This window comes from Exiguobacterium sp. BRG2, from assembly GCF_031844245.1.
Classification (GTDB): Bacteria; Bacillota; Bacilli; order Exiguobacteriales; family Exiguobacteriaceae; genus Exiguobacterium_A.
In genome coordinates, this window is record NZ_JAUZUW010000010.1 from 14,360 (window position 1) to 37,646 (window position 23,287).

General features: G+C 45.2%; 24 protein-coding genes, 2 pseudogenes and 1 other annotated feature. Of the genes and pseudogenes, 5 read left to right on the forward strand and 21 right to left on the reverse strand.

The window, feature by feature from the left end; all coding sequences use genetic code 11:
• Positions 1-66: 66 nt before the first annotated feature.
• The 3 genes from Q9R23_RS12550 to Q9R23_RS12560 form a co-directional block, all read right to left on the reverse strand.
• Positions 67-264 (reverse strand): hypothetical protein, encoded by a 198-nt coding sequence (locus Q9R23_RS12550; protein WP_290757044.1) that lies wholly within the window; start codon positions 262-264, stop codon positions 67-69.
• 324 nt (positions 265-588) lie between these two features.
• The gene (gene galU, locus Q9R23_RS12555) at positions 589-1,455 is read right to left on the reverse strand and encodes a UTP--glucose-1-phosphate uridylyltransferase GalU (protein WP_311247178.1); all 867 of its coding nucleotides are present in this window, start codon (positions 1,453-1,455) and stop codon (positions 589-591) included.
• Positions 1,456-1,489: 34 nt separating this feature from the next.
• Positions 1,490-2,986 carry a glycosyltransferase gene (locus tag Q9R23_RS12560; protein ID WP_311247179.1) on the reverse strand — a complete coding sequence of 499 codons (1,497 nt, stop codon included), beginning with the start codon at positions 2,984-2,986 and terminating at the stop codon, positions 1,490-1,492.
• 382 nt (positions 2,987-3,368) lie between these two features.
• On the opposite strand from Q9R23_RS12560, the gene Q9R23_RS12565 reads away from it, so the two are divergent.
• The gene (locus Q9R23_RS12565) at positions 3,369-5,312 is read left to right on the forward strand and encodes a CDP-glycerol glycerophosphotransferase family protein (RefSeq protein ID WP_311247180.1); all 1,944 of its coding nucleotides are present in this window, start codon (positions 3,369-3,371) and stop codon (positions 5,310-5,312) included.
• A 219-nt stretch (positions 5,313-5,531) separates the two neighbouring features.
• On the opposite strand, the gene Q9R23_RS12570 is transcribed toward Q9R23_RS12565, so the two are convergent.
• The 12 genes and pseudogenes from Q9R23_RS12570 to Q9R23_RS12630 form a co-directional block, all read right to left on the reverse strand.
• Positions 5,532-5,990 carry a hypothetical protein gene (locus tag Q9R23_RS12570; RefSeq protein ID WP_311247181.1) on the reverse strand — a complete coding sequence of 153 codons (459 nt, stop codon included), beginning with the start codon at positions 5,988-5,990 and terminating at the stop codon, positions 5,532-5,534.
• 113 nt (positions 5,991-6,103) lie between these two features.
• Positions 6,104-6,592 carry an AAA family ATPase gene (locus tag Q9R23_RS12575; protein WP_311247182.1) on the reverse strand — a complete coding sequence of 163 codons (489 nt, stop codon included), beginning with the start codon at positions 6,590-6,592 and terminating at the stop codon, positions 6,104-6,106.
• A gap of 199 nt (positions 6,593-6,791) precedes the next feature.
• Positions 6,792-7,403 (reverse strand): annotated as a pseudogene (locus Q9R23_RS15930) (phosphotransferase family protein).
• Positions 7,404-7,468: 65 nt separating this feature from the next.
• The gene (locus tag Q9R23_RS12590; protein WP_311247185.1) at positions 7,469-7,999 is read right to left on the reverse strand and encodes a hypothetical protein; all 531 of its coding nucleotides are present in this window, start codon (positions 7,997-7,999) and stop codon (positions 7,469-7,471) included.
• Entirely contained in the window at positions 7,992-8,618 is a 627-nt protein-coding gene (locus Q9R23_RS12595; protein ID WP_311247186.1) for an ABC transporter ATP-binding protein, read from the reverse strand. The genes Q9R23_RS12590 and Q9R23_RS12595 overlap by 8 nt, the downstream gene beginning before the upstream one ends.
• Positions 8,619-8,627: 9 nt before the next feature.
• Complete coding sequence (locus tag Q9R23_RS12600) at positions 8,628-9,362, reverse strand: hypothetical protein (RefSeq protein ID WP_311247187.1); 735 nt, start codon at positions 9,360-9,362, stop codon at positions 8,628-8,630.
• Positions 9,363-9,374: 12 nt separating this feature from the next.
• Complete coding sequence (locus tag Q9R23_RS12605; protein WP_311247188.1) at positions 9,375-10,190, reverse strand: hypothetical protein; 816 nt, start codon at positions 10,188-10,190, stop codon at positions 9,375-9,377.
• Positions 10,191-10,260: 70 nt separating this feature from the next.
• Positions 10,261-11,223: pseudogene (locus tag Q9R23_RS12610) on the reverse strand (LacI family DNA-binding transcriptional regulator).
• Positions 11,198-12,046, reverse strand: a complete 849-nt coding sequence (locus Q9R23_RS12615) for a Cof-type HAD-IIB family hydrolase (RefSeq protein ID WP_311247189.1) — start codon at positions 12,044-12,046, stop codon at positions 11,198-11,200. Before Q9R23_RS12615 ends, Q9R23_RS12610 begins: the two are co-directional and overlap by 26 nt.
• Before the next feature lie 111 nt (positions 12,047-12,157).
• Positions 12,158-12,631 carry an NUDIX hydrolase gene (locus tag Q9R23_RS12620; RefSeq protein ID WP_214855854.1) on the reverse strand — a complete coding sequence of 158 codons (474 nt, stop codon included), beginning with the start codon at positions 12,629-12,631 and terminating at the stop codon, positions 12,158-12,160.
• Positions 12,632-12,651: 20 nt separating this feature from the next.
• A complete protein-coding gene (locus Q9R23_RS12625; RefSeq protein WP_311247190.1) occupies positions 12,652-13,062 on the reverse strand; it encodes a hypothetical protein in 411 nt (136 codons plus the stop codon).
• Positions 13,063-13,092: 30 nt separating this feature from the next.
• Positions 13,093-13,779: a glyoxalase gene (locus Q9R23_RS12630; RefSeq protein ID WP_311247191.1), complete on the reverse strand. Its 687-nt coding sequence runs from the start codon at positions 13,777-13,779 to the stop codon at positions 13,093-13,095.
• Between the two features lie 132 nt (positions 13,780-13,911).
• Here Q9R23_RS12630 and Q9R23_RS12635 point away from each other — a divergent pair, with 132 nt between their 5' ends.
• Together Q9R23_RS12635 and Q9R23_RS12640 are read left to right on the forward strand one after the other, a co-directional pair.
• Positions 13,912-14,568 carry a carbon-nitrogen hydrolase family protein gene (locus Q9R23_RS12635; RefSeq protein WP_069940478.1) on the forward strand — a complete coding sequence of 219 codons (657 nt, stop codon included), beginning with the start codon at positions 13,912-13,914 and terminating at the stop codon, positions 14,566-14,568.
• Between the two features lie 58 nt (positions 14,569-14,626).
• A complete protein-coding gene (locus Q9R23_RS12640; protein ID WP_311247192.1) occupies positions 14,627-14,878 on the forward strand; it encodes a hypothetical protein in 252 nt (83 codons plus the stop codon).
• Here Q9R23_RS12640 and Q9R23_RS12645 read toward each other — a convergent pair.
• Genes Q9R23_RS12645 through ileS form a run of 3 tightly spaced genes read right to left on the reverse strand, consistent with a single transcriptional unit; the run spans position 14,857 to position 18,929 of the window.
• Entirely contained in the window at positions 14,857-15,333 is a 477-nt protein-coding gene (locus Q9R23_RS12645) for a GNAT family N-acetyltransferase (RefSeq protein WP_311247193.1), read from the reverse strand. The two genes, Q9R23_RS12640 and Q9R23_RS12645, sit on opposite strands and share 22 nt — an antisense overlap.
• A gap of 16 nt (positions 15,334-15,349) precedes the next feature.
• Positions 15,350-15,835: an SMI1/KNR4 family protein gene (locus Q9R23_RS12650; protein WP_311247194.1), complete on the reverse strand. Its 486-nt coding sequence runs from the start codon at positions 15,833-15,835 to the stop codon at positions 15,350-15,352.
• A 10-nt stretch (positions 15,836-15,845) separates the two neighbouring features.
• Positions 15,846-18,929: an isoleucine--tRNA ligase gene (ileS, locus tag Q9R23_RS12655; protein ID WP_311247195.1), complete on the reverse strand. Its 3,084-nt coding sequence runs from the start codon at positions 18,927-18,929 to the stop codon at positions 15,846-15,848.
• Between the two features lie 57 nt (positions 18,930-18,986).
• Positions 18,987-19,232 (reverse strand) — a binding site (T-box leader).
• Positions 19,233-19,316: 84 nt separating this feature from the next.
• Here ileS and Q9R23_RS12660 point away from each other — a divergent pair.
• On the forward strand, positions 19,317-19,868 hold the full coding sequence (locus tag Q9R23_RS12660) for a GNAT family N-acetyltransferase (protein ID WP_311247196.1): 552 nt from the start codon (positions 19,317-19,319) through the stop codon (positions 19,866-19,868).
• Positions 19,869-19,977: 109 nt separating this feature from the next.
• Positions 19,978-20,892, forward strand: coding sequence for a hypothetical protein (locus tag Q9R23_RS12665; protein WP_214855837.1), 915 nt, complete (start codon positions 19,978-19,980; stop codon positions 20,890-20,892).
• A 299-nt stretch (positions 20,893-21,191) separates the two neighbouring features.
• On the opposite strand, the gene Q9R23_RS12670 is transcribed toward Q9R23_RS12665, so the two are convergent.
• The 3 genes from Q9R23_RS12670 to Q9R23_RS12680 form a co-directional block, all read right to left on the reverse strand.
• The gene (locus Q9R23_RS12670; protein ID WP_069940471.1) at positions 21,192-21,575 is read right to left on the reverse strand and encodes a DUF2178 domain-containing protein; all 384 of its coding nucleotides are present in this window, start codon (positions 21,573-21,575) and stop codon (positions 21,192-21,194) included.
• A 224-nt stretch (positions 21,576-21,799) separates the two neighbouring features.
• Positions 21,800-22,876 carry an RNA-guided endonuclease InsQ/TnpB family protein gene (locus Q9R23_RS12675; RefSeq protein ID WP_311247197.1) on the reverse strand — a complete coding sequence of 359 codons (1,077 nt, stop codon included), beginning with the start codon at positions 22,874-22,876 and terminating at the stop codon, positions 21,800-21,802.
• A 121-nt stretch (positions 22,877-22,997) separates the two neighbouring features.
• Complete coding sequence (locus Q9R23_RS12680; protein ID WP_197499314.1) at positions 22,998-23,174, reverse strand: helix-turn-helix transcriptional regulator; 177 nt, start codon at positions 23,172-23,174, stop codon at positions 22,998-23,000.
• Between the last annotated feature and the right edge of the window lie 113 nt (positions 23,175-23,287).

The window sequence follows — 23,287 nt, forward strand, 5'->3', positions numbered from 1 at the left end:
CATTATGACGCACATGTGGGCTTTCTTTCTATTGCTTACTCAGTATTAGAACAATTGAATCTTACATTATTGATTTGATGTGTTTTTTTTGAGTGACTTTTTAGAAAAAATAACTTCAGTTATTAGGAAAATGAAAGCAATTGCCCCAAACTTTATTCCATATTCGACCCATGTATCAGTCGACTTCGGTATTCCTTCAAAAAACATTAGAAAAATAAGAAAAAATATTGCTGCAAAAACACTTTCTAAAATTTGTTTTTTCATCTTTCTGTTTCACCTCTCAATTCCTCATACTTTATTTTACTTTTATAAAAGTAAACCATTTCATTTCACTATATTCATATAATTACATTTATTTTCCACTAATTCAACTTTAAAAAACGTTTACATGAAAATATTGCGAGGAGCCAATTACGTTCTATGCAAGCAAATTATGGATTGCCCATCTGACTTTTGGTAATTCTTTAAAGCAATCCACGTTAACATATGTAGCACCTCTCTTCTTGTTTCTTCTACGTTTCGACTAGAAAGATGGGTTTCATGAATTACAAAAAACCACCCTGAAGTTTTTCAGAGTGGTTCACCTTTTTAGATGTCTAATGATTTAATGAAAGCTTTAAGCTCATCTTTCATCTCTGCATCTTTCAAGGCATACTCGATCGTCGTCTTGACGAAGCCGAGTTTCTCCCCGACGTCATAGCGGTTGCCTTCGAAATCATACGCAAAGACTTGGCTATCCGCATTCAAGCGTTCAATCGCATCCGTCAATTGAATTTCGCCACCCGCTCCTTCTCCTTGATTCGCTAGATAACCAAAGATATCTGGTGTCAGCACGTAACGTCCCATGATCGCGAGGTTCGATGGTGCTGTGCCTAGAGCCGGTTTTTCGACGAATTTCTTCACCTCATACAGTCGTCCGTCTTGTGAGACCGGATCGATGATGCCGTAACGATGCGTATCTTCCGGACGGACTTCTTGTACACCGATGACCGATTTTTCCGTCTGCTCGTAGACGTCCATCAATTGTTTGATTGCCGGATTGTCTGACTCGACGATATCGTCCCCGAGTAAGACTGCGAACGGTTCGTTCCCGATGAATTGTTTTGCCGTCAAAATGGCATGACCGAGACCTTTTTGTTCTTTTTGGCGGACATAGAAGATGTTCGCGAGGTTCGTCGAGAATTGAACCTTCTCGAGTAATTCCGTCTTCCCAGAGTTCTCGAGCGTGATCTCGAGTTCTTTTTGGTTATCAAAATGATCTTCGATCGCCCGTTTGTGTTTCCCCGTGACGATGATGATATCTTCGATGCCGGCTTTTGCCGCTTCTTCGACGATATACTGGATCGTCGGTTTATCGAGAATCGGTAACATCTCTTTTGGCATTGCTTTTGTCGCAGGCAAGAAACGTGTCCCGAGTCCTGCTGCTGGAATAATGGCTTTCGTGATTTTCTTCATAACGTTCATCCTCTTCATCGTTCAAGTAGTAGGTTTAGTTGCTTAATTCTTCTAGTAATCGTCCGTAGTTCTTTACAGCCGTCTCAAGGTAAAGCGATGGCTTCGTCTCGACGCGCGCGAGTGGTCGTTCGACGAGTTGCACCATCGCGGCAGCAAAAGCTTCCATATCGTTCGCTGGAACAAGATAGCCGTTCTCGCCGTGGGCGATGATTTCGCGTGGTCCGTATTTGACGTCATAAGAAATGACCGGACAGCCGACATTGATACTTTCCATGACCGTCAGTCCAAATCCTTCAAATTCGCTCGTCAACAATGAGGCTTTCGATTCCCGGAACACTTCTGCCGGATTCGACGTGAAGCCGTGGATTTCGATATCGTCCTCTAAGCCGAGTTCCTCGATCAAACTCTCCATCATCGCCAGTTGCCCTTGTTCGTCCATGCCGTAGAGCACAAGCTTCGTCGCGTGACCGGATTGTTTGAAGATCGCATAACTCTTGATCAAATGATCCATCTGCTTTTGTAGACCGAATCGACCGATGAAACAAAATTGATCCTTGACCTGGTCACGTCGTTGCGTTTGTTCTGGGACGATGAAATGCGGAATGATGGAAATCTTCTCTTCCGGGATGTCATACCGTTCCAGGATGTCTTCTTTTTGGTGATTCGTCAGACTGATGAAACGTGTCACTTTATCGGATTCCGAGAACATCGTCGTATATGATCCTTTGACGGTCGTACCATCCAAGTGTGAGTTATGGATGACCATGACCCGTTTGACATCTGCTTTAATGTTGAGAATCGAGCGGTCCAGTAAACGCGCATCGACGAACAAGACATCACCGTCTTTAAACAATCGGTTGAAGTAATACTCAAACAAGTCCTTCTCTTTTTTGAACGCTTTGTACATTCTGCCGTTCCGGTATAACTGAATCAAGATGAGTTTCGGGCGCGCCATTTCATTGTAAAACTTCTTACAATAGATATTGCCTTCCGAATCATATAGCTCTTCCATCATCTTTCCATGATGGACCGACGAATAGATCGTCTTCCGGTGCAATTGACCGTAGACATTATATTCCCAGCGCTCGACTTTTTTACGTGAAGCGTTCGTCATGAAATCTTCGAATTCGACGACTTGCGTTTCAGGGTAATATTTACGGTAGAGGACATACTCATCTTCCTCATCATAATAACGAACGGCGTCACTGCCTTTTTTCTCGACACTTTTCAATCCTTCGATTTCACGCGCTGTTTCTTTGATGATCGGTTTGTTACGAAAACGAGTCGTTGGAATACTTAACAATTTGTAATCTGATAGCCAATCGTAGATATTTTCAAATTGTACTTTCGGACCGACCTTCTCTTCTGTTCGGAACAATTCGTAGACTTCCATGTAGTTGGCATTGTAGTTCGTCGTAACGATTGTTGAACCCGCGCCAAGTTCTTGTTCCATGAGCGCGATTCGACTCAATAACGACTTCGTTCTACCACCGTGTTTTGGTGGTAATGTCGATGTTACCGTATACAGCATCTGTCATTACTCCCCTTCACCCTTCAAGATTGATCCCTGTTTTTTTTTCTGTGAGTTCAACCTCTATATATAGCCGACTTTGCTTTTTCATAAACCTCTTGCGATACTAGTCGCATTTACCAATACAGTTTCTATTTATCTCCTTTTTTACGAACAAAGTCAATTGGTTTTGCATAATATCCAATCATTGTCATGGTTCTGCAACTAATGATCTGTCGAAGATGCGGTAACGTCTGTCTTTTCCCAATATCCTTCAGCCAGTAGACTATACTGCATTGGTTTCCAATCAATCTACATCTTTGCAGAAATCGGAAGATATTGTATGGTAAGTGATGTAGTTTAAGAACGACTGAATCAGAGTATGAAAGGAAGCCATGCACCAATGAAAATCACCTGTCGTGATCATACGTTTTTGATCGAGAATCTTCCGCACCAAAGCCTACAGTTATCGATCAATGAACAACTGATACCACTCCAAAAAATAGAGACAGCCTTTGTGCTATCGATTGATACATTGCTCGATATCTTCAAAAAAAAGAATCATCCTGTTAAATTCGTCAATGAATCCGGTAGACCGATTTCGTTCAAACATCTTTCGGAACCACTGGACATCGCACCGAATAGCTACATCAAACAAGGGAAACATTCCTATTTCATTTTCATCGACCAAGACGATGAGCTCAGTCTGATCTATAACAAAAAACCGTCCATCATGAATTTTTACGACCGAGATGTCCAGTTTGAGGGCATCACTCGTCAAGACGACGTGCTTCGATTAAAGTTTTCGTTTCACTCGAAATATGTCGAAGTCGCGCAACCGAGTTGCTTCGTTAAATTCAGACATCAGGAACAAAAAATCGCTCTACCGATTAAACGCTTCACCGTCACACCAGTCGACGCCTGTCGCTTCAGAACCGAAGTCGAAGCCGTGATCGATAAAGAACTCGTTGAGCAGTTGCTCGGTGACCGGTATACATACGATGCCTTTAACGCGAACATCTACGATCTTTTATTTGGCTTTTCGATTCGTGAGATGCCGATATCTGGATTCACACCCCGGATTTGTCACTTTAAAAATCATCCAGAACTCTTGAATGACGAGCACTGGTTGCCGTTAAATGAGCAATACGATGTGTTGGTTCGTCCCTATTCGACCGTGTCAGAACGCCTTGCAATGCGTCTAATCCCGGTGCCCGTCGAGACTGTCGAATATTATGCAGAACCCCGACCGTTACTTGGACTGGATCCCACTAAGAAGACGATCGTCTGTTATGAATACCCGGATAAAGCACAAGATAATGGGATGATTTTCTTCAAGTACCTTGTTGACCAGCACCGGAAACAGTTCAACATCTACTACATCATCAGTCGATCGAGTCCGGACCTCAAAAATCTTGCCGGATATGAGAATCATATCGTGTTTTATAAATCTCCGGAGAATATCGAGGTCGTTCAGGCTGCGGACGTTTTATGTCATACGCATTCATCGAGTTATGCCTTACCGTTTGCTACCTATCATACGGAAACACTGATTCAAACGAAACAAAAACTGTTCCTACAACACGGCGTCATCGGGTCAAAAGATGTCAGTCATATTTATGGTAAAAAATTGCCACATCCATTTACTGATTTATTCGTCGTCTCCTCGGAGCGGGAGAAGCAGCTCATCGTCCGCGATTACGGTTTTCATCCTAACGAAATCATCGTGACGGGTCTCGCCCGATTCGATCAATTAATCACGGAACGATCGCGTTGGCTCAAGCGATATAAGAATCGGAAAAAGCTCTTGATCATGCCGACGTGGCGACCGAAACTTGATACGTATCCAGACGAACAGTTCATGGAAAGTGACTATTATCAGGAGTTTCAAGCGTTAATCACGGACGAACGGTTGAAAAACTTAGTGAAGGACAACAAGTATGAAGTCTCGTTCTACCTCCATCGTAATTTCCAAAAATTCAGCCACTTGTTCCATTCGGATTTCGTCGATGTCGTTGGTCAGGATGCGTTCACAGTCAAGGAGCTACTCGAGAATCATCATGTGTTGATCACAGATTATTCGAGTGTCGGTCTCGATTTCTCCTTGATGTACAAAAAGGTCATCTACTACCGCCCACCTGTCTTAGTTGGCGAAGATAACGCCGGCGAATCGACGGATTTGTTACCAGGAGACGTCATCGAAACAAGAGACGCCTTGATGGAATCACTACGCGAATCGAAAATGCCTAAAAAGTTCAAACGTCATCTCAGTCACATCTATGCGTTTGACGATACAAAGGCGAGTAAGCGGATTTTTGAAGCGATGCAACATCATTTTCAGCTATAACAGACAAGGAGCAATGAGACGGTCTACCGTTTCGTTGCTCCTTTTTCATCGACGAAATTCCAATGAGACCCCGTCGGCAATCTGGGAGGACTGTTTTAACAACTCCCGCTTGACTGGATCAATCCAGTAATACTGAATCCGCTCACCAAACGTAACGTGAACGCAAAGCGTCTCTACGTGTTCGCCTGATTCGGTCGTCAATCGATCGTGCCGCAAGGGTCACACCTGAATCGGTACCGCAAGTCCTGAAACGGCACTAAAGCCATTGAACGAGTGCGTCGAACCGACGATCCATGGTAATGTCCGTAACAACAATTCGATTGAGAACAAATCAACAGACTCGGTCCGAATCGGCAGGACAGACTGCTCATTGCCTCGCGTAATTATGACTGCATCCGCTCGATACAACGCATGCACGGTTTGGACGCCATCTTGGTACTCGACGAATTCGAGTGGCGTATAGTCTTCTGCATCAATCGTCAGGCGGATCGTTCGATTGCCGATTTTTTCTGACACCAATTTTTGCTCCCGTACTAGGATGGATTGATGTGATGTCTTTTCTAACCGAATCGTTTCGTAAGTCTGTCCGATCTGAACCGTTTCTCCTTTTTCTATCCAGTAGACCTGTTTTTCGTCTTGTCCCTCGATGAGGGGATAGGTCGTCCCTTTCCATTTCAAATCTCGTTCTCCCTTTTTAAGAATCCGATGGAAGACAGCTGATGAACTGCTGCTTCTCGGACTTGCTCCGGCGTTTGCGATGTCGTATCAATCGGACAGACCGGAAACTGTTTCTACCATTTCTCTTCAAGTGCCCAAAGCGGTTGATGTTGTTCAAAGGATTGGCGAGTTCTTGTTTGATCAGCGTCCCGACGCGTTTGTAAGAGTTGGTCTGTCGCGCGTAAATAAAGAATCTGATCGGATCGGCACCTTCTTAATGCCTCAAGTTCTGCCTTTAAACGGGATTCCATATCCCAGTCGTGCCTATGCACCTGCGGATAATGGAGCGTATAGAATTCAAGATTTTCCGGACCACGATCTAATATGATGTGTCCATCGGGAAAATGGCGAAACCGTTCGAGTTCCGCTTGAATGAACAAGCGCTGATTCTCAACGAATCCGTCTTCGGTTCGGATGTCTAACCCGAGCTCCTTTCGTTTTTGAACGATCGGATATGGATTTTCATAATAGACATGAAGCTCCGGGCAAGCATCTTCGAGCGCTTGCGCAAGCGTTGTCTTCCCGGATGCCATGGCGCCTTGGATCGAGATGATGGTTCTCATGAATGGCGTTCCTCCTATCTGTATATGCTTAAGTATTAAAAAAATACGAACCGAGGTCTGGATGACTGATTAATTCCTTTAACTGTCTTTGTTCTGAACCCGAGATTTGTTCGAGCGTCCTCATAATTGCTATGAGTCGTAACCAGTCTGCAAGGTTTGATAGCTGAATTAATGAAACAGCCTGATAGCGGTCGAGGTATTATCGACAGACGTTTCGTCGCATCTCGTCTGACCCTGCTGTTCCACCTGCTATTCGCAGCAAGAGCAATGTCCGCGCGACATCCGCAATAGGTGGACCTGTCGTTGCATCATGCCAATCAATGACGACGAACGTTTCATTTATTGCAACAATAATATTCTGAAAATGGAAGTCTCCGTGGAGTAATCCTTGCTGTGGTGGAACGTGAAGCGTCTCTAACAATTGTTCCGCCTTCAAACGTTATTCAGGTGATAGATGACGCAATTTTTGATAGGTGACATCGTGCCATCCAGGTGCTGCAAGCGATTGATGCTGATGAATACGTTGATGTAATGTCGCGAAGGCGTTCAGAAAATCCGTTAAGCGGGAGGGATCAAACAATTCCAACAATACGCTGCCGTCGATTCGCTGCATCTCAATGAACGGCAAATCTTCTAATTCAACAGCATAAACGTTTGGCGTCGGGATGACCGTCCGCTCTAGTTCTTCAAGCATGCGAAACTCCTGAACGATTCGTTGCTTTTCAATCGATGCTTTAAAATACTTGCGGACTCGTTCGTCAGATACCGTCATTACGGTAGCAGTAGATCCATGTTGTTTTTCTCTCGTCATTGATTGAACTCCTTTTAAAAATACCTGCTCCGATCAGGAACAGGCATAGTGAGGACTTTCAATTTTTATACTTTTGGACTGATGATGATTTGAACATCATTTTTGAAATTCATTAATTCTATCGATAATTGTTCATTCTCATATAAACTGGTTTCATTCGCCTTAATTCGTTTAATGACCGTAACAAGATCAACGTTTTGGTTCAAACCATCACAGATCATCTCTAATGATTGGAGGGTTTGTTGTGAAGCAGTACTAAACTCTTCACCGTCTACATTAATCGTCAAATAAATATTTTGAAGAGAGTCCTCATTTTTTAAGTCTTTTGATTTATATTCAAACTGAACTGGACCATCACTTTGTTTCAAGCCGTTTTGTATCGGTTCAAACTCTTTAAAAAATGCATATTGTGCTATCTCGTTCTCAAATGCTTGAAGAGTGACTGAAAAATGATCTGGTGTTTCCATTGCTTTTTTTTCTGCAGCTGTTTCTTGCGATTTTGGTGCATCTTTTTCCGGAGAACCTGTAATACCGTAAGGCGTACAACCTGCGATTAGAAGAAAACCACATAAAAACAGAAGTTTTACGTTACGCAATTAATTCGCCTCCTTCCATTTGATATACGATATCGCATAACGCCTCGATGTGACGTTCATCATGACTCGTCAACAGGATCGTTGTGCCAGTTTTTTTGAACTCAAGAAGAATCTTCTGCACATTTTGAACTGAATCACGATCCAATCCATTAAATGGTTCATCTAGCACTAAAATTTTTGGGTTTTCCATGATTGCTTGAGCGATCCGCAATTTTTGCTTCATACCTAACGAGAAGCTTTTCACTTTTTTATCTTTATCCTGCAATAATCCAACCTTTTCAAGCGTTCGTAGAATCGTTTCATCATCAATCTTATTATTGATGTTTGCCAAGACCTTTAAGTTATCCCAAGCAGATATGTAGTGGATGAATGGCGGGTGTTCAATGATGATTCCAGCATCTTTGATGTACTTATTTCCAAATTCAATGGGAGAATCCTTTACTGTGATTTTTCCACTATTGATATTCGTAAATCCACAAATTGCTTTCAATAACATCGTTTTACCAGACCCGTTATGTCCAACAAAACCAACGCACGATTGTTCTTCGATCGATATGCTGATATCTTTTAAAATCTGAGTATTTTTAATCGACTTATTTACGTTTTGAATTTGAATCATCCGAGGCACCTACTCTATTTTGTATTTTGTTTTATAAACAGCTATGAACGATAAAACAAGTAATGCTAATCCAGTGAGCATACCTGCGCTGAAATAGTGATCGTGACCAATAAAGACGATGCTTGAATTTGGGAAAGATACATTTATGACGAATACAGCAAAAAGTACAAATAGTACACCTACTATCGCAATAATTTCATCCCATTTTATATAAAAAAATAAAAGGAGGATGGTAAATGCGCTAGATATAAAAATAGCTGCTACTGAGAAAAAGGTAATCTTCATTAAAATTTCTTTATTACTTGTGATTGCTGAGAGATCATTTTGAAATAACCACCCTAACATACTAATCGCGTAAACGATCACAAAAACCGTGATTCGAGATAAAAAGCCTTGCAGCATATAGAGGAGTGCTTTCAACTTATGATTTGAACGTACATAAATAAATTGAAAGTACGTTTTTTTTAATGCTAAAAAAGGATAGCTCCCTACAAAAATGACGCATAGAAAAAATAAGAATGGACCAATGTAATGGAAAGGAGAATTCCCTTCCATGTACTCTAATTGACTAAAATTAAGATTAATGAATATGCGATCAAATATCTCAAGATAGCCTAAATCGATTTGGCGGTCAGACGAAAAAACTTGTATCGCTTTGAATCCTTGTTTGTAATTCAAATAGCTGATGATGATTGCTAACATACTAACAACCATCATTTGTTTAGAAGTATATCTGTTAGTCATGTCGTTATCTTCCTATTCTTCATATTGACGAACTGTCTTATTCACACCATAAATCAACAAACTAATTGCAATAATCAATAGACCAAGAAGAGGATAAAATGTCTCAACCGTTGAGCGATTCGTATTATAAGCAACAAAACTAGAAAATATAGTCAGCCATGAGCTCCCCGTCAAAAAGCCAATTTTTCCGTAAATAAAGTAAATTGCTAATACCGCTAGAATCACCTTGTATTCCCGGTCGAAAATCAAGACGAGCGCTGCAGATAATAAACTAAAAACAAAAGCAAGTGAGAGATAAATGGTTGAGGCCATGAAGAGGAAGAATAGGTAGGGATGATTAGCATAAAAATTTACTGGTAACGCAGAGGCAAAGCCTCCAATATCGTTTAGTCCCCGATAAACGAAGACAGCACCAATCGAATAATAAATAATGAATACTCCTGTTACCGTCGCAGTAGAGAGAAGAACATATTGAATAACATCTCGATAGATCGTCTTCTTAAATGATGAATAGCGATGGCGACCCATTGCATATGTACTTCTTTTTTCAGCATATAATCCTAATGTGACTAAAACAAAAAATGCTGGTAGGAAATTAATTAGATAGAACATCGATGAGTCGACAAACCGTTCCCATGTCGCAATGGACATCAAAAAGGTTGATCGAATTTCACTTTTTGTACCAACCAAATCTTTTGCATTGTAGTCCATCGTCATGATATCAACAAAATTACTAGCGAAAGCCCATGAAACGGTTAAAGCCATGAATAAAGAAATAATTGTGATGAAAACAAATCTCCTTCTGATTTTAAGCGCTGTAATCAACATCCTCACCCCCAATATAATGGTATTACATGTATCATTATTCCATATATAAAAAAACTATCCATAATTTATTTTATGTTGATTGTCGAATCATTAGTTCCATTTCCAATATTATTTTCTTTTGATTATCTAATTCTTTTTGATCCAATAATTGTTCTGCTGCCAGTCTGCCAAGCATTACAACCGGTTGTCGGATCGTTGTTATTTCAAGCGCTCTGGAAATTCGTACGTCATCAAATCCCGTAATCGCGATATCCTTTGGTACTCGAATCCCGCTTTGTCGAAATTGATGGATGAGACCTGCTGCGACTTCGTCATTGCCGAAGATGATGGCATCTGGTAAGTTTATCGTTAGAAACTGACTTGCTAGTGCTTGTCTGTCTTCGAAAGAATAGCACCAATCAGCGTACCACTGATCGCTATGACGGAGCGTATACGTCTTAAGATATTGATCGAATGTTTTCCGTCTGATTCTTCCAACTCCGCTATCTGGATTTCCAAGACAGAGACCGACTGTTTTTGCTCCTCGTTCTTCAACATGTTACATCAACATCGTCATCGCTTTTCCATGATTAAAAGAAACCGACGGCACGATATCCTGATGGTCTTCGCAGGCAACGACTGGTCCAAGCGTCCGCATCGTTTCAAGTAACTGCGGCTGACTGATGGCGCCAATGATCAATCCGTCAATCCGCTTATCGCGAAGGTGTTGCATACTCGCTTCTTCTTTTATTGGATCGTGTCCCGTCTGGATGACAAGCAGTGTGTGATTTTGTTCCATGCACACTTGACCGATCCCCTCGATTAATTGGTGAAAAAACGGATGACCGACACGCGGCACAAGGACACCAATCGTATTCGTCTTACCGCGTGAGAGGTTGATTGCATTTCCATTCGGACTATATTCCAGTCGTTCCATTACGTCTAAGATTGTCCGTCGCTTTTCTTTTGATACATGCTTATGACCGTTTAAGACACGGGATACCGTCGACTTCGAGACGCCCACTTGTTTAGCGATGTCCGAGATGTTCGCCATGCTGTTCCTCCTTATTTTGTTCCCATCTTTCTAAGCCGTTTAATGCCTCCGCTATACCATCCTCGTCATGTTCACTGGTGAGATATGTCGCTCTGCTTTTGATAGACGCTTCAGCGTTTCCCATGGCAATCGATGTTCCCGCCACTTCGAACATCGGTACATCGTTTTGATTGTCACCGATCGCAACAAAGTTCTCGAGTGCCGTCTCGTACGCTCGCGCAATGTCTTGAATGGCGGTCCCCTTCGTCACGCCGTTTGCCATGACTTCTAGGTTATAGGTACCTGAACGTGTCACGGAACAGATTTGCAACTGAAGAAGTTGTTGTTCGAGATGTTCGAGTTGCCATCTGTCAGGTGAGACGAACATGAATTTGATGACGTCCAGTTGATCGATTGCGATTTCGTCGACTGTCTCAACACCGTATTGCGTTAATTGAGCCTGAATCGCTTCTTGAAACGCAAAATCTCCGCCTTGAAGGGTAGCAAGCGAAAACTGCGGTAACAGGATTTTGTCTTGTAGATAAATATGTATGAATACGTTTGTAGATCGTACGATCTCCCAAATCGTTCGACTGCTGGAACGGTTCAAAAAATACCGTCTATCCTGCCCCACTTCGACCTCTGCCCTGTTTGCACCAATGACCAGACAATCCAGTCCATGTTGCGCTAAAATCCGTCGCGCATCAAAGGCAGCTCGCCCGGTGACGATGATGACGATATCTCCTTGAGCTTGGCGTCTCTTGATCGCTGTCCGATTCGTCTCTGAGATCCCGTGTTCCTTATTCAATAATGTTCCATCTAAATCAATCGCAAAGCATCGCATCGCGTTTCCCCCTTTTCGTGTCCTCTTGATGCTACAGGCTGAAACGCGTCCCAGTGCAACAAAAAATCTTGAATGAACAGTTCATTCAAGACTTTTACTTTACCCTTTGCTTCAAATGGAGACGTGATGCGCTGTTCGTTGCTTTTGACCATACTCCATCAAAATCGGTCGTTCCGGTGGATTGAGGTTTTCTGGTAGCTGATCGATAGCGAAAAAGCGTAATTCTGCGACTTCTGACGGATCCAGAACGATTTCACCCGTATACGCCGTACACAGAAATGCCGTGATCACATTATAGACTTCATCCCCGTGCGGATACTTATAGTAAAACGCATCACCCGAATAGACGTTTAATAATTCGAGCTGTTCTGCTTCAAGACCGGTTTCTTCCCTTAATTCTCGTTTTGCTGTCTCTACGAGCGTCTCCCCGATCTCAAGCGCTCCACCAGCGAGTCCCCAGCAACCGTTATCTTGCCGAAGTTGTAATAAGACTTCTTGTTTATCGTTGACGACGATGACACACGCTCCTGCCATGACGAGCGGTCGTGTGCCGACGAGTTTTCGTAATTCTGTAATGTATCCCATGTCATTCAGTCCTTTTCCATTTAAATCACTCTCGTTCGGACGCGCATCCGTTTGAGCCCCGTCAATAGGAGACACAACAAGATGATGCCCGAAACGAACAGTACGAACATATGAATCGTAAAGAGAGAACGGAAATCGATTACGGCAACATTCTGCTGCACCTCAATCCAACTACTTAGTATGATTCCACTGATTGCAAATAAGATGAGTACGCCGACCTGTCGACGTGTCAGCGAGACATACGTCAAAACGCGCATGCCTTCACGGATCACGAATGGTAGGAGAACGAGGAGTGCTGCGACCGGTAAGATGACCGGGTCACCGCCTTGCTGAATCGGCATCGAGCGGGTCAAATAGCCAAACAGAAAAAAGAAACCACATACGAACAATAATAATCCGAACGCGATACTCGCATTCACCGCTTTGTTCATCTTACTTCCCTCACTTTTTAGAATAATGAATTATGAAGAAACGGTACTTTGATGCCATACGCCCGCTGCATCAAGCCGGACCCGATGTCTGCCGTCGAGTTCCATCTCGATCGGACTGACCTTCGCCTTCTTCGGTGAGAACAACCATGTCCGACCTTCTGGGACGAGCAAGATATGCGTTCCATCCGCGACCGGTCCGAGGAAGTTGAGTGACGCGCCATTGAGCGGACGTTCCCGTCGCTCGACAACGCCGATTTCTGCTAACTGCTCACCCACTTCAAGCACGTCTTTTACCGTCAGACTCATCTCACCGATTCCGAGAATGTCGGATACATCAAACGTCAGTTCCGCTTTAGAGGGATTGATTTGATGCCGTGCAATCAGCTCCAAGACATTTTCATCTGGATCATAAAAATAGCAGGAATGCGAATCAGTGAAGTCAAAATAAATCTCATCCTGTCCGTCTTCGATCAAGAGTGGTGTCCGCTCTACGAGCCACGCTTTACCTTGTTGGAAGACGTTTTCCGGAATGTTGAACGCCATATGGTACTGCGTATCAACATCGTCCGTCTGTTGATATGTCAGCTGATCGGTACCGATTTGCATCGTAAACGACTCATTCGTTTCCGAGACGAGCGGAAATCCGATCTGGTTTATGTAAAAAGCCTTCATCGCCGGTAGATGGCGTGTCACAAGAATGGTTTTTGAAATGTTCAAGCTGATGACCTTCCTTCATTTGCAGTAAAATTTATCAAAAAGTGATGTGCTTTATTTTACCACTAATGGTAAAATCATGACGATATAAAAGTCTGATTTTTCAGATATTTTTATACCTGAGAGGATGTTTAGATGAAATTACTAATCGCTCAACCGAAACGCGAGACCGGGCTCGCACAATTCGAACGCGAGATTGCCGCTTATCCTGAAGTCGATCTGATCGTCTATCCGGAAGGATACTGCACGATCGCAGAACTCGATCGCGTACAACATCTTGCCAAACAATTCAGGACAGCCGTTGTCCTAGGTTACAAAGATACGACGAATCTCGATCGCGCCGTCATTATTGATGCGACTGGTACAATTCTTCTTGATCGCGCAAAAACACCAGAAGCTGGACCGCTTTATACACCATCAACAGCAAACGACGGGTCGTTCCGCTATGGATACGTCCTCTGCCGTGAAATCTTCTTAGGAAAAGACGGACTACGCGAGGAATCCGGACTTGATCTCATCTTTAACCCGATTGGCGTCGGCATGTTCAGCGAGGAACAGTACGTTGAGTGGTCCGGTGAAGCGCGTATCATCAGTCAGGCGCAACGAGCACTCATGATCGGAACGAGTCATGCCGATGGTTCGTACCGCAACTGTGGTTTTTCGATTCCGATTGCCTTCATCTATGACGAGACCGGTGAACCGTTGCTGTTGTCTCATAACGATACCCGGACACGTCTGTTTGATACGGTCACGCGTCACGTCGAAGTCGTCGGTACACCCTCTTTATCGTAAACGAACACACGCTTCTTCTGACTGGAAGAAGCGTGCCATTCCTTCAGGAGGTGCTCTTATGTCTCAAACAGGTCGTGCGTCATTCTTTTGGAAACGATACTTCAATGTCTTCTTTCCTTTGTTCATCTTCGGCGTTAGTCACGAATCATACCTGGTCGATAATCCGTTAGCTAACCTTGAGGACATCGGCGAGTTCGTCTTCTTCTTTTGCCTTTATCTGTTTAATTTTGCCGTTCTTGCCGCTTTTTTGACGAATCTGTGGTGGTTCTTCCTTCCGACAAAACCCGCTCATGCCGAAACCAATTTTTGATAAGAAACGAGTGTCGCCCGTTCATTGAGCGGTTGACTGACACCGGTCAATCGATAGCCCATCTTCTCATAGAAATAACAGTTACGTGTCTCTTCGCGAATCGTCCGCAGTTCCCATATCGTTGCAGTCGGATAAGCTGCTTCAACGAGCTGTAATGCGCGTTGGGCGATCCCTTCACCTTGACGGGCTGGATCTAAGAACATCGGACTGATCGCGTATCGACTCGGTGCTTTCGCAACGACACAAATCCCGCCGACGACGACATCGTCGACGATGATTTGATGAAACGTACTACTTGGATGCGTGATCCGGTGAATGACACGATCGATCGATTCGTTCGCCGGATTCGTTGCAAAATCCTGATACCGCTCGAGCGTCTCTGAAAACGCCTCGAGTTGAAGCGTGTGAAGCTTCGGAGCGTCTGTAAGAGACGCTACCTTTAATTGAATATCCACTGAACCTCTTCCTCTCTTACCGGAACCATTCCCAAAATAGCGTGCCTTGCGCGACGATCAAGTAGTCGAGCCATCGCTCGAAGCCAAACGGCATTGCGTCTTCTTCCCATTCCTCGAAATTAAGAAATTCTCCACTCCAGATCCGATTTCCTGCCGGGCGATTCATCTCGTAGACGATCCACTCCCCGTCTGGTCCTGCACCGATCGCTAAGAAGTTTTCGGGACATTCCCACATCTCGCTATACGTCAGGCAATCCTCGATCGAAAAGAGTTCGAATCCATCGTTGTAGGATAACGTTTCGTGCTGAAACAGCTTCGCCCCGTTATGTTGACGCAAGAACGCCTGATAGTCGTCTGCCGTCCAGTCAGGTAACAGCGCGAGCTGTTCGTCCGTTGCTCCTCGGTTAAAGATGAAACGTTCTCGGACAACATATCCTTCTTCTTTTTGGACCTCTAACAAACCGTCGACGAGTCGACCTTTTAATGCTTCTAATGCAATCATGCTCTTCTCCTTAACAATATTCTTTCGTTGGTGTGAACGAGATACCGACATCGTGTCCGCCTAGCTGAACATCCCCTGCTCCCTGTAGCGGTTCAGTTCGCACGGAGGATAAGGCAAGGTGTTTGAATAACAAAGGCTCAAACGTCTCGACGATCGGTTGGAACGTCGCATCGACCGACAAGACGAGATCGATTCGGGCGTCCCGCGATAACGCTTGTGCCTTTCGTTCAGATTGGATATAGCGGACGAGCTCCCGCATCCAGCGTTCCTGCTCCAGTGCTTCCGTGATCCGCGTATCGAGCGTCACGGTGAGTCCACCATTCGTCGTAGCAGCAAAGCCCGTCTTGACGATTGGTTCGACGATGACGTCCGCTTGACGCACTTCGACTTCATCGCCTGATGCGGTCTGATAGATCAATCTTCCGGTCTCGAGCAAGTCGGAAGTCTCCGGTGCAGACAATTGTTGTAGCCATTGGTGGATCGCGTTCGCTTGCTGTGCGAATTTCGCTCCGGCTACGCGGAAGTTCAGTTTAAGACGGAACTGTGTCGTCGCTTGCGTCGTCGGGACGATTTGGACGTCTTTTACATTCAGTTCCTCTTGGATGATTGCCGTATAGTCCGCCCACGAAAAGGTTTCGCTCGATTGGACGCTTAAGCTAGCAAGCGGTTGTTTTACTTTTAAGGCGTGCGTATTACGTACTTGTCGTCCTAACTCGACGACAGAGACAACCTGTGCCATTTCGTATTCCAGATCAGGTCGGAGCATCGATTGATCGGCAACCGGATAATCCGCTACATGTACGCTCATTCCTGTTAATCGCTGATAGACATCATCAGCAAGGTACGGCGTGAACGGAGCGAGTAGTCGTGCCGTCGTCGAAAGTGCGAAGTGGAGCGTCGTGTACGCGGCTTGTTTCTCTTCCGACCAGTCAGCTTGCCAGAAACGTTCCCGAGAACGGCGGATGTACCAGTTACTGATCTCATCGACGAGTTGCGCAAGACTCCGCGCTGCTTGAGTCAGTTGATAGTCGTCCATCGCAACCGTCACGTCTTGCGTCGTCTGATGGACTCGCGAGAGCAACCATTCGTCGAGACGCGTCCGTTTTTGCGGACGTGAGCCATCAAATCCGTCCAGTTCGGCATACGTCAGATAGAACTGGACGGCATGATCCAGCGTATCGACTAGTTTTGATTTTGCTTCTTGGACGATCCGCTCAGCAAACCGTTTCGCACTCCACGGACTGCTGTCGACGAGTAGTGCCCAGCGCAAGCTATCAGCACCATATGTCTCGATCAATGCCACCGGATCGAGGGCATTACCACGACTCTTCGACATCTTTTGTCCGTTCTCATCGAGGACGTGACCGAGTGCGAGGACACGCTTATAGGCAGGCTGTCCCGTGAAGAGTGTCGAGATCGCTTGCAAGCTGTAGAACCAGCCCCTCGTCTGATCGATGCCTTCGATGACGACATCGGCTGGATACCGGTTAAGTGTCTGCGTCCGTGACGGGTAATGCTGCTGTGCGAACGGCATCGCTCCGCTATCAAACCAGACATCGATCACTTCTGGTGTCCGGTGCATCTTTCCCTGACACGTCGGACACGAGACCGATAACGCATCGACGTATGGTTTATGCAACTCGACAGATTCCGTCGATGTCGTCGTCCGGCGTAACAGGTCAGCCTTGTTTTTTGGAACGAACGTCGTGTCACACGCTTCACACTCCCAGACGTTCAGTGGTGTGCCCCAGTAGCGATTACGACTGATGTTCCAGTCGACGAGTTGCTCAAGGAACTTCCCGAACCGCCCTTCCTTGACGTGGTCGGGATACCATGTCACAGACGCATTGTTCGCAAGGAGTTGTTCCTTGACGGCTGTCGTCTCAATGAACCAGTTGTCTTGTGCGTAATAGAGCAGTGGCGAGTCACATCGCCAACAATGCGGATAGCTGTGCGTATAGCGTTTTTTCGCAAACAAGCGTCCCCGTTCAGCGAGCAGCTGGATGATTGCAACGTCTGACTCCTTGACGAATCGACCAACGAGTGGTGGAACGGCGTCCGTGTAACACCCAGCAGCATCGACGACATTAACGAATGACAGACCGTTTTCCCGGACGACCCGGTAATCTTCTTCCCCGTACGCTGGAGCAAGGTGGACAAGTCCGGTTCCGCTCGTCGCTTGGACGAAGGACGCCCCGACGACCGTGTGACCGTTCTCTGGCGTCACGAAATCAAACGGTGGTTCATAACGCAAGCCGACGAGTTCCGCACCAAGCTGTTCGGATACGACCTCGACGGATTCTGAGAACAGTTCAGCGACTAACGCTTTTGCGACAATGAATCGCTCTCCTTCAAACGCTACCGTGACGTACGTCAATTCCGGATGAACCGCCACCGCGACGTTTGCCGGTAACGTCCAAGGTGTCGTCGTCCACGCAAGCAGAAACGTCTGCCCCATGCCGACGACCGGGAGTTTGACCGTCGCCGATAAGTCCGTCACGTCCTGATAGCCTTGCGCGACTTCATGGGAACTGAGGGACGTCTGACAACTCGGACAATACGGTGACACGCGGTGTCCTTTCGTTAACCAACCTTTGTCATGGATCGTTCCGAGGATATGCCAGACGCTCTCGATATAATCATCCTCCATCGTCACGTAAGGCTCATCCATGTCGACCCAGTAACCGAGTTTTTCCGTGAAGGAACGCCACTGCGTTTCGTAAGAGAAGACACTTTCCTTACAGCGTGCGATGAATGCTTCAACACCATAGTCTTCGATCGCCTGTTTGCCGGAGATGCCGAGTTGTTTCTCGACACCGAGTTCGACCGGTAGCCCATGCGTATCCCAGCCGGCTTTTCGCTCGACCCGGAAGCCTTGCATCGTCTTATAGCGGGCGACGGTATCCTTGACAGTTCGTCCGAGTGCATGGCCGACGTGTGGTAAACCGTTCGCAGTCGGTGGACCTTCATAGAATACAAATTCTGCTTCCGTACGTTGCTCAATCGATCGTGCGAAGACCTGGTCTTGTTTCCATCTGTTTCGGATACGGTCCTCCCGTTGTTGTACGGTTTCTGCTTGGTTTTGTGACGTCATCTCTTGTTCGCTCCTTTAATCGGTAACTAAGAGAATACAAAAAAGTCCGCCCCCTTTGACAGGGACGGACTTCACCGCGATACCACCCATATTCCGTCGAGAATGCTTGTTCTCGACAGCACTTAGTTGCACACTATCATGCGCATTCCATGTAACGGTGGACACCCGGTCACGCTTACTGAATGGTTCAGCGTGACTTCTCAGAGAGGATCTTCATGATTGATCTGGCTACCGGTTCTCAGCAATCCCGGTTTTCTGTAAGGCAGAGGGACAATCATTACTTTTTCTCGTCAACGAAATGATATGCTCTTGTTGTGGAGAATCTTACCATATGCCTTAAACACTGCACAATAACTTTTTACATTTTCTTGCAAAGGAGTTTTTTGAATGTTACATACTTTCCCAACGCTTAAAACGGATCGTCTCGTCTTACGCGAAGTGTTACCCGAAGATGCTACGAGTGTCCTAGCCTATTTATCAGACGAACACGTCGTCAAACAGATGGGACTCGCCGCCTTTCAATCAGAAGCAGACGCGCTTGAAGAGATTGACTGGTATGCCTCGATTCGTCGCGATGGAACGGGTATCCGGTTCGGGATCGCAATACAAGAAGACGATGTCATCATCGGCAGTTGCGGTTTCTTGAATCAAGCGGAACGCCATCAGCGGGCAGAACTTGGGTTTGAGTTGAGCCCTGCCTATCAGGGACAAGGCATCGCGAAGGAAGCAGCGCTTGCGGTCATCGAATATGGCTTTACAGAACTTTCGCTCAACCGGATCGAAGCACTTGTCCTACCAGCAAACACCGCTTCGCAACGATTGCTTGAACGGCTCGGATTCCAACGTGAAGGGTTGCTTCGTCAATATGAGAAAACGCGTGGACAATTCGATGATTTGTATATGTACTCGATATTGCGAAGTGATTGGTTTCAAATTTAATCTATAAAAACATTCCCTTCATTTCAAAATGATTGAAATCTAAAAAGATGATATTGGAATATACTGTTAGGTGTAAGAAATCATTTTTGTCATTTAAGGGGGAACCATCTTGAAGAAATGGATCGCAGCAGGTCTTGTATCATCATTAGCATTCGGTGTCATGCAGACATCAATCGTTGAAGCAAGTTCAACTTCAAAAGAAGTGGCTAAACTGAAAAAGGAAAAAGCAGCACTCCAAAAACAACTAGCCGACGAAAAGAAAAAAACAAAGAAGTCGGAAAACGCCTATAAGACGTTACAAGGACAGCACACGAGCCTCTCAAAGTCTTATAAATCACTTGATACTAAGTACAAGAATCTTCAAATCGAGAACGAAGGGAACAAAAAGAAGATCAAAGAGCTTTCGACTGGGTATCGCCTTCTCGCATCTTCAAAATCACTTGTCACAGACGGAGCAGTCGTAACTGGTAAGTACAAAAATACAGAAAGTTTGTTGATGCTTGGTAAAACGCCATACGTACCATTACAATTGTTAGCAGACCTTTCAGGATTACCTCTAATCGAGACTTCCACCGCTTATGAAGTCGGAACACCACTTTCAGGTACATCACTTTCATCGATCCATATCGCCTCTTCATCGTTTGAATCGATTGAAAAAAATCAATCCATTTTAGCGAATGGTAAACTAAATAATCAAAACGTAATCTTATCAGGGTTCTTCAATGATGAATATGCTACTTTTAGTCTTGATCGAAAATATAAAAAATTATCTGGTCAACTGTCCCTTTTGACTGAACAAGCTTTGACAAAAAGTTCGAGTGACTTGAACTATGCGAGTCCAGAAGATGAAATGACACTTGTATTCTCCGACAATAACGGAAAAGAACTCGGTCGCTATGATGTTGTATATGGCGCGGATGAAATAGACTTTGATATTGATGTCACGGGTGTGGCGAATCTTCGTGTAACTGCAGAAGGAAACAGTACAGTTACTACATTGATTTCACCTGTACTGACAAAATAATAAAAAAATACCTAGAAGAGATTATTAGTCATCTCATCTAGGTATTTTTTTCATCATTTATGCAATTCTTTGATTCGTTTGTGGGTATCAGTTATTTCTTCTTTAAACAGATAGACATGAGGATTGCCCTCAAAAAAACAAGATAAATTCATAATAAGCAACATCTAGTGGAGCAAGCTCAATCGCTTTTCGTGCATGATGCAGCAGGCACATTCCATATAATATAGTAGATGTACCATCAGTAGTGACATCATTATTGTTGTTCTTCCATGCTTTACTCCTTTCCGTTCCAAACCACTTCATCGATAGGAACGTGCTTTCATAAACTCAATGATTGGTAGTGTAACTAAAGCAATCGCGAACAAAACGATCAATAACAGATTCGCTGATTCACGTAAAAAGTAATCGAGACAGATGAATCCAAAAATCAGGACAATCAGGATTTTGTAGCTAACGAGGCCGCTTTCCGTCGTAATCTTTTTGCCGAGCTCATCTTCTGGCACAGGACGCTCGTCTTCTCCTGATCGTGCCCACGTAAAATACGAGAAGAACATGATCAATAGAATCGCCAATTGAACAATCGAGAAGAACGTTACATTGTTTTCGATGATCATACTAATGATGGTAAGACTCGCCACTATCACGAGCGTTACTAAAAATAAACCCGTTTTTTTCTTAGACATCCCATTCCTCCTGTTCTGAAATGAACAGATGATCGACTTGTGTCTGCAAGACTTTGGCGATATTAAACGCTAATTTTGACACTCCCACGGCTAAAGCCGCAAGCCCACACCTTTGGTGAGGGTGGGATTCTCAAGTGCTTGGCGGACTCAATCCATTTCTGCTTCGTCCGAGCCTTGAGGTAGGGGTGTGCCATCACCCCTCCTGAGACAGACCGTATAGGTTCTCAGGCTGATGGACTGTTACCATCCATCACAGGTGCGTATCGAATGTTCATCGCACCGACGGCGTCCCGATGTCCTTTAAACCCACAGGCACACGTATAGACCCTATCCCTCACCTTGTTCCTGACGGAACAGGATGGGCAGGTCTGACTCGTGTAGGCGGGGTTCACATACTCAACCTTGATGCCCGACAAGGCGGCTTTGTATTCGATGAAGGACGCGAGACGATAGAACGACCATGAGTGGAGGTTCTGGTTGTTTTTACGGCTTGTTCTTGCCGTCTGTCGGATGTTCGCCAAGAGTTCGAGGCGAATGACAGAGATTTTCTTCTGTCTTGCAAAATCGACGATGGCTCGGCTGACCTTGTGGTCCTTGTCCCGCATCCACCGCTGTTCATTCTGATTGCGTCGTTTGATAGCCTTCGGCTTCTTCTTTTTGCCGAGTGCCTTCCGTTCCGCACGGAACTTGCGTTTCATATACTTGTTCTTACGACCGTTCCCGAAGAAACGGGTCGTGTCGTCATCGGTGACGGCGACCGCCGGCACTTTCAGTCCGAGGTCAACCCCCATCACCCGCACCCCCGTCCGAGGGACGGTCGGTACATGGACGGAAATCTGAGCGATCCACTTCCTTCCCTTCTTCGTGACCCTGAGCGTCCCGAGTTTGTTGGCAAGGAGTCGGGTATTCCGATTGTCCTTGTCAACCATGGTAGCACGGAATCGCATCTTCACGGACTTCCCGTCCATCCAAACGGGGAAGGAGATGCTCTCGAAGTCGAAGGAATAGTTCTGATTGTTCCAGACGCAGACCGGCTTTTTGAGGACAGGAATGCGTTTGAAATCCTCTTTCCTCGCCTTCTTGTAGATGCCGACGGCATCTCCTGCGAGTTGGTTCTTCACGGCGCTCGGAAGGGGGGTGTCGATGTCCTTGCTCGACCACCTCTTCCCGTCCTCGGAGGCGACCATGTTCGCCACGACTCGGTTGGCGGTCTGGATATAGGTCTTGCCCATCCTTTTTAGGATGGCATCCTGACGACGCGTGGCATAGATTCGAACTTCTACCGTGACGACTTGACTCATCTTTGACACCTCCTTCATCATAATAATCAACTCCATTATAGATTTACTATAAATGTATTTCATCAGGAAGAACAGTCGGCGACATGCGGTGTCTGAAGACATCCCGTCCCCGAACTCGCTATCATCCCACTTCTAAAGGAGTGGGCTTTCTCGCTCGTACATTCTGTAAAGTCGGATCATACTTGTTGTTTTCAATCGCATTGATTGTCTGCCGACTGACCTGACAGCGGTCAGCCAGTTCTTGTTGCGATAATTTTGCCGCTAGACGCAGTTCCTTGATGTGGTTTCTCACGTTCATTCCTCCACAACGGGTCAAATTCTTTTTAAATCTCTACTGTGATGAACTTCCATTCTCATATCAAAAACTTTTGACATGAGAATCATTAAAAAGACACGCTCTCATGCTCAGAA

Excerpts from the sequence above, each read along its gene's own strand:
- Q9R23_RS12650 (WP_311247194.1), bottom strand. The coding sequence starts at position 15,835 with ATGATTGCATTAGAAGCATTAAAAGGTCGACTCGTCGACGGTTTGTTA.
- Q9R23_RS12550 (WP_290757044.1), bottom strand. The coding sequence starts at position 264 with ATGAAAAAACAAATTTTAGAAAGTGTTTTTGCAGCAATATTTTTTCTT.
- Q9R23_RS12600 (WP_311247187.1), bottom strand. The coding sequence starts at position 9,362 with ATGACTAACAGATATACTTCTAAACAAATGATGGTTGTTAGTATGTTA.
- Q9R23_RS12675 (WP_311247197.1), bottom strand. The coding sequence starts at position 22,876 with ATGAGTCAAGTCGTCACGGTAGAAGTTCGAATCTATGCCACGCGTCGT.
- Q9R23_RS12605 (WP_311247188.1), bottom strand. The coding sequence starts at position 10,190 with ATGTTGATTACAGCGCTTAAAATCAGAAGGAGATTTGTTTTCATCACA.
- Q9R23_RS12635 (WP_069940478.1), top strand. The coding sequence starts at position 13,912 with ATGAAATTACTAATCGCTCAACCGAAACGCGAGACCGGGCTCGCACAA.
- Q9R23_RS12640 (WP_311247192.1), top strand. The coding sequence starts at position 14,627 with ATGTCTCAAACAGGTCGTGCGTCATTCTTTTGGAAACGATACTTCAAT.
- Q9R23_RS12575 (WP_311247182.1), bottom strand. The coding sequence starts at position 6,592 with ATGAGAACCATCATCTCGATCCAAGGCGCCATGGCATCCGGGAAGACA.
- Q9R23_RS12560 (WP_311247179.1), bottom strand. The coding sequence starts at position 2,986 with ATGCTGTATACGGTAACATCGACATTACCACCAAAACACGGTGGTAGA.
- Q9R23_RS12625 (WP_311247190.1), bottom strand. The coding sequence starts at position 13,062 with ATGAACAAAGCGGTGAATGCGAGTATCGCGTTCGGATTATTATTGTTC.
- galU (WP_311247178.1), bottom strand. The coding sequence starts at position 1,455 with ATGAAGAAAATCACGAAAGCCATTATTCCAGCAGCAGGACTCGGGACA.
- Q9R23_RS12660 (WP_311247196.1), top strand. The coding sequence starts at position 19,317 with ATGTTACATACTTTCCCAACGCTTAAAACGGATCGTCTCGTCTTACGC.
- Q9R23_RS12620 (WP_214855854.1), bottom strand. The coding sequence starts at position 12,631 with ATGGGATACATTACAGAATTACGAAAACTCGTCGGCACACGACCGCTC.
- Q9R23_RS12670 (WP_069940471.1), bottom strand. The coding sequence starts at position 21,575 with ATGTCTAAGAAAAAAACGGGTTTATTTTTAGTAACGCTCGTGATAGTG.
- Q9R23_RS12565 (WP_311247180.1), top strand. The coding sequence starts at position 3,369 with ATGAAAATCACCTGTCGTGATCATACGTTTTTGATCGAGAATCTTCCG.
- ileS (WP_311247195.1), bottom strand. The coding sequence starts at position 18,929 with ATGACGTCACAAAACCAAGCAGAAACCGTACAACAACGGGAGGACCGT.
- Q9R23_RS12680 (WP_197499314.1), bottom strand. The coding sequence starts at position 23,174 with ATGAACGTGAGAAACCACATCAAGGAACTGCGTCTAGCGGCAAAATTA.
- Q9R23_RS12615 (WP_311247189.1), bottom strand. The coding sequence starts at position 12,046 with ATGCGATGCTTTGCGATTGATTTAGATGGAACATTATTGAATAAGGAA.
- Q9R23_RS12595 (WP_311247186.1), bottom strand. The coding sequence starts at position 8,618 with ATGATTCAAATTCAAAACGTAAATAAGTCGATTAAAAATACTCAGATT.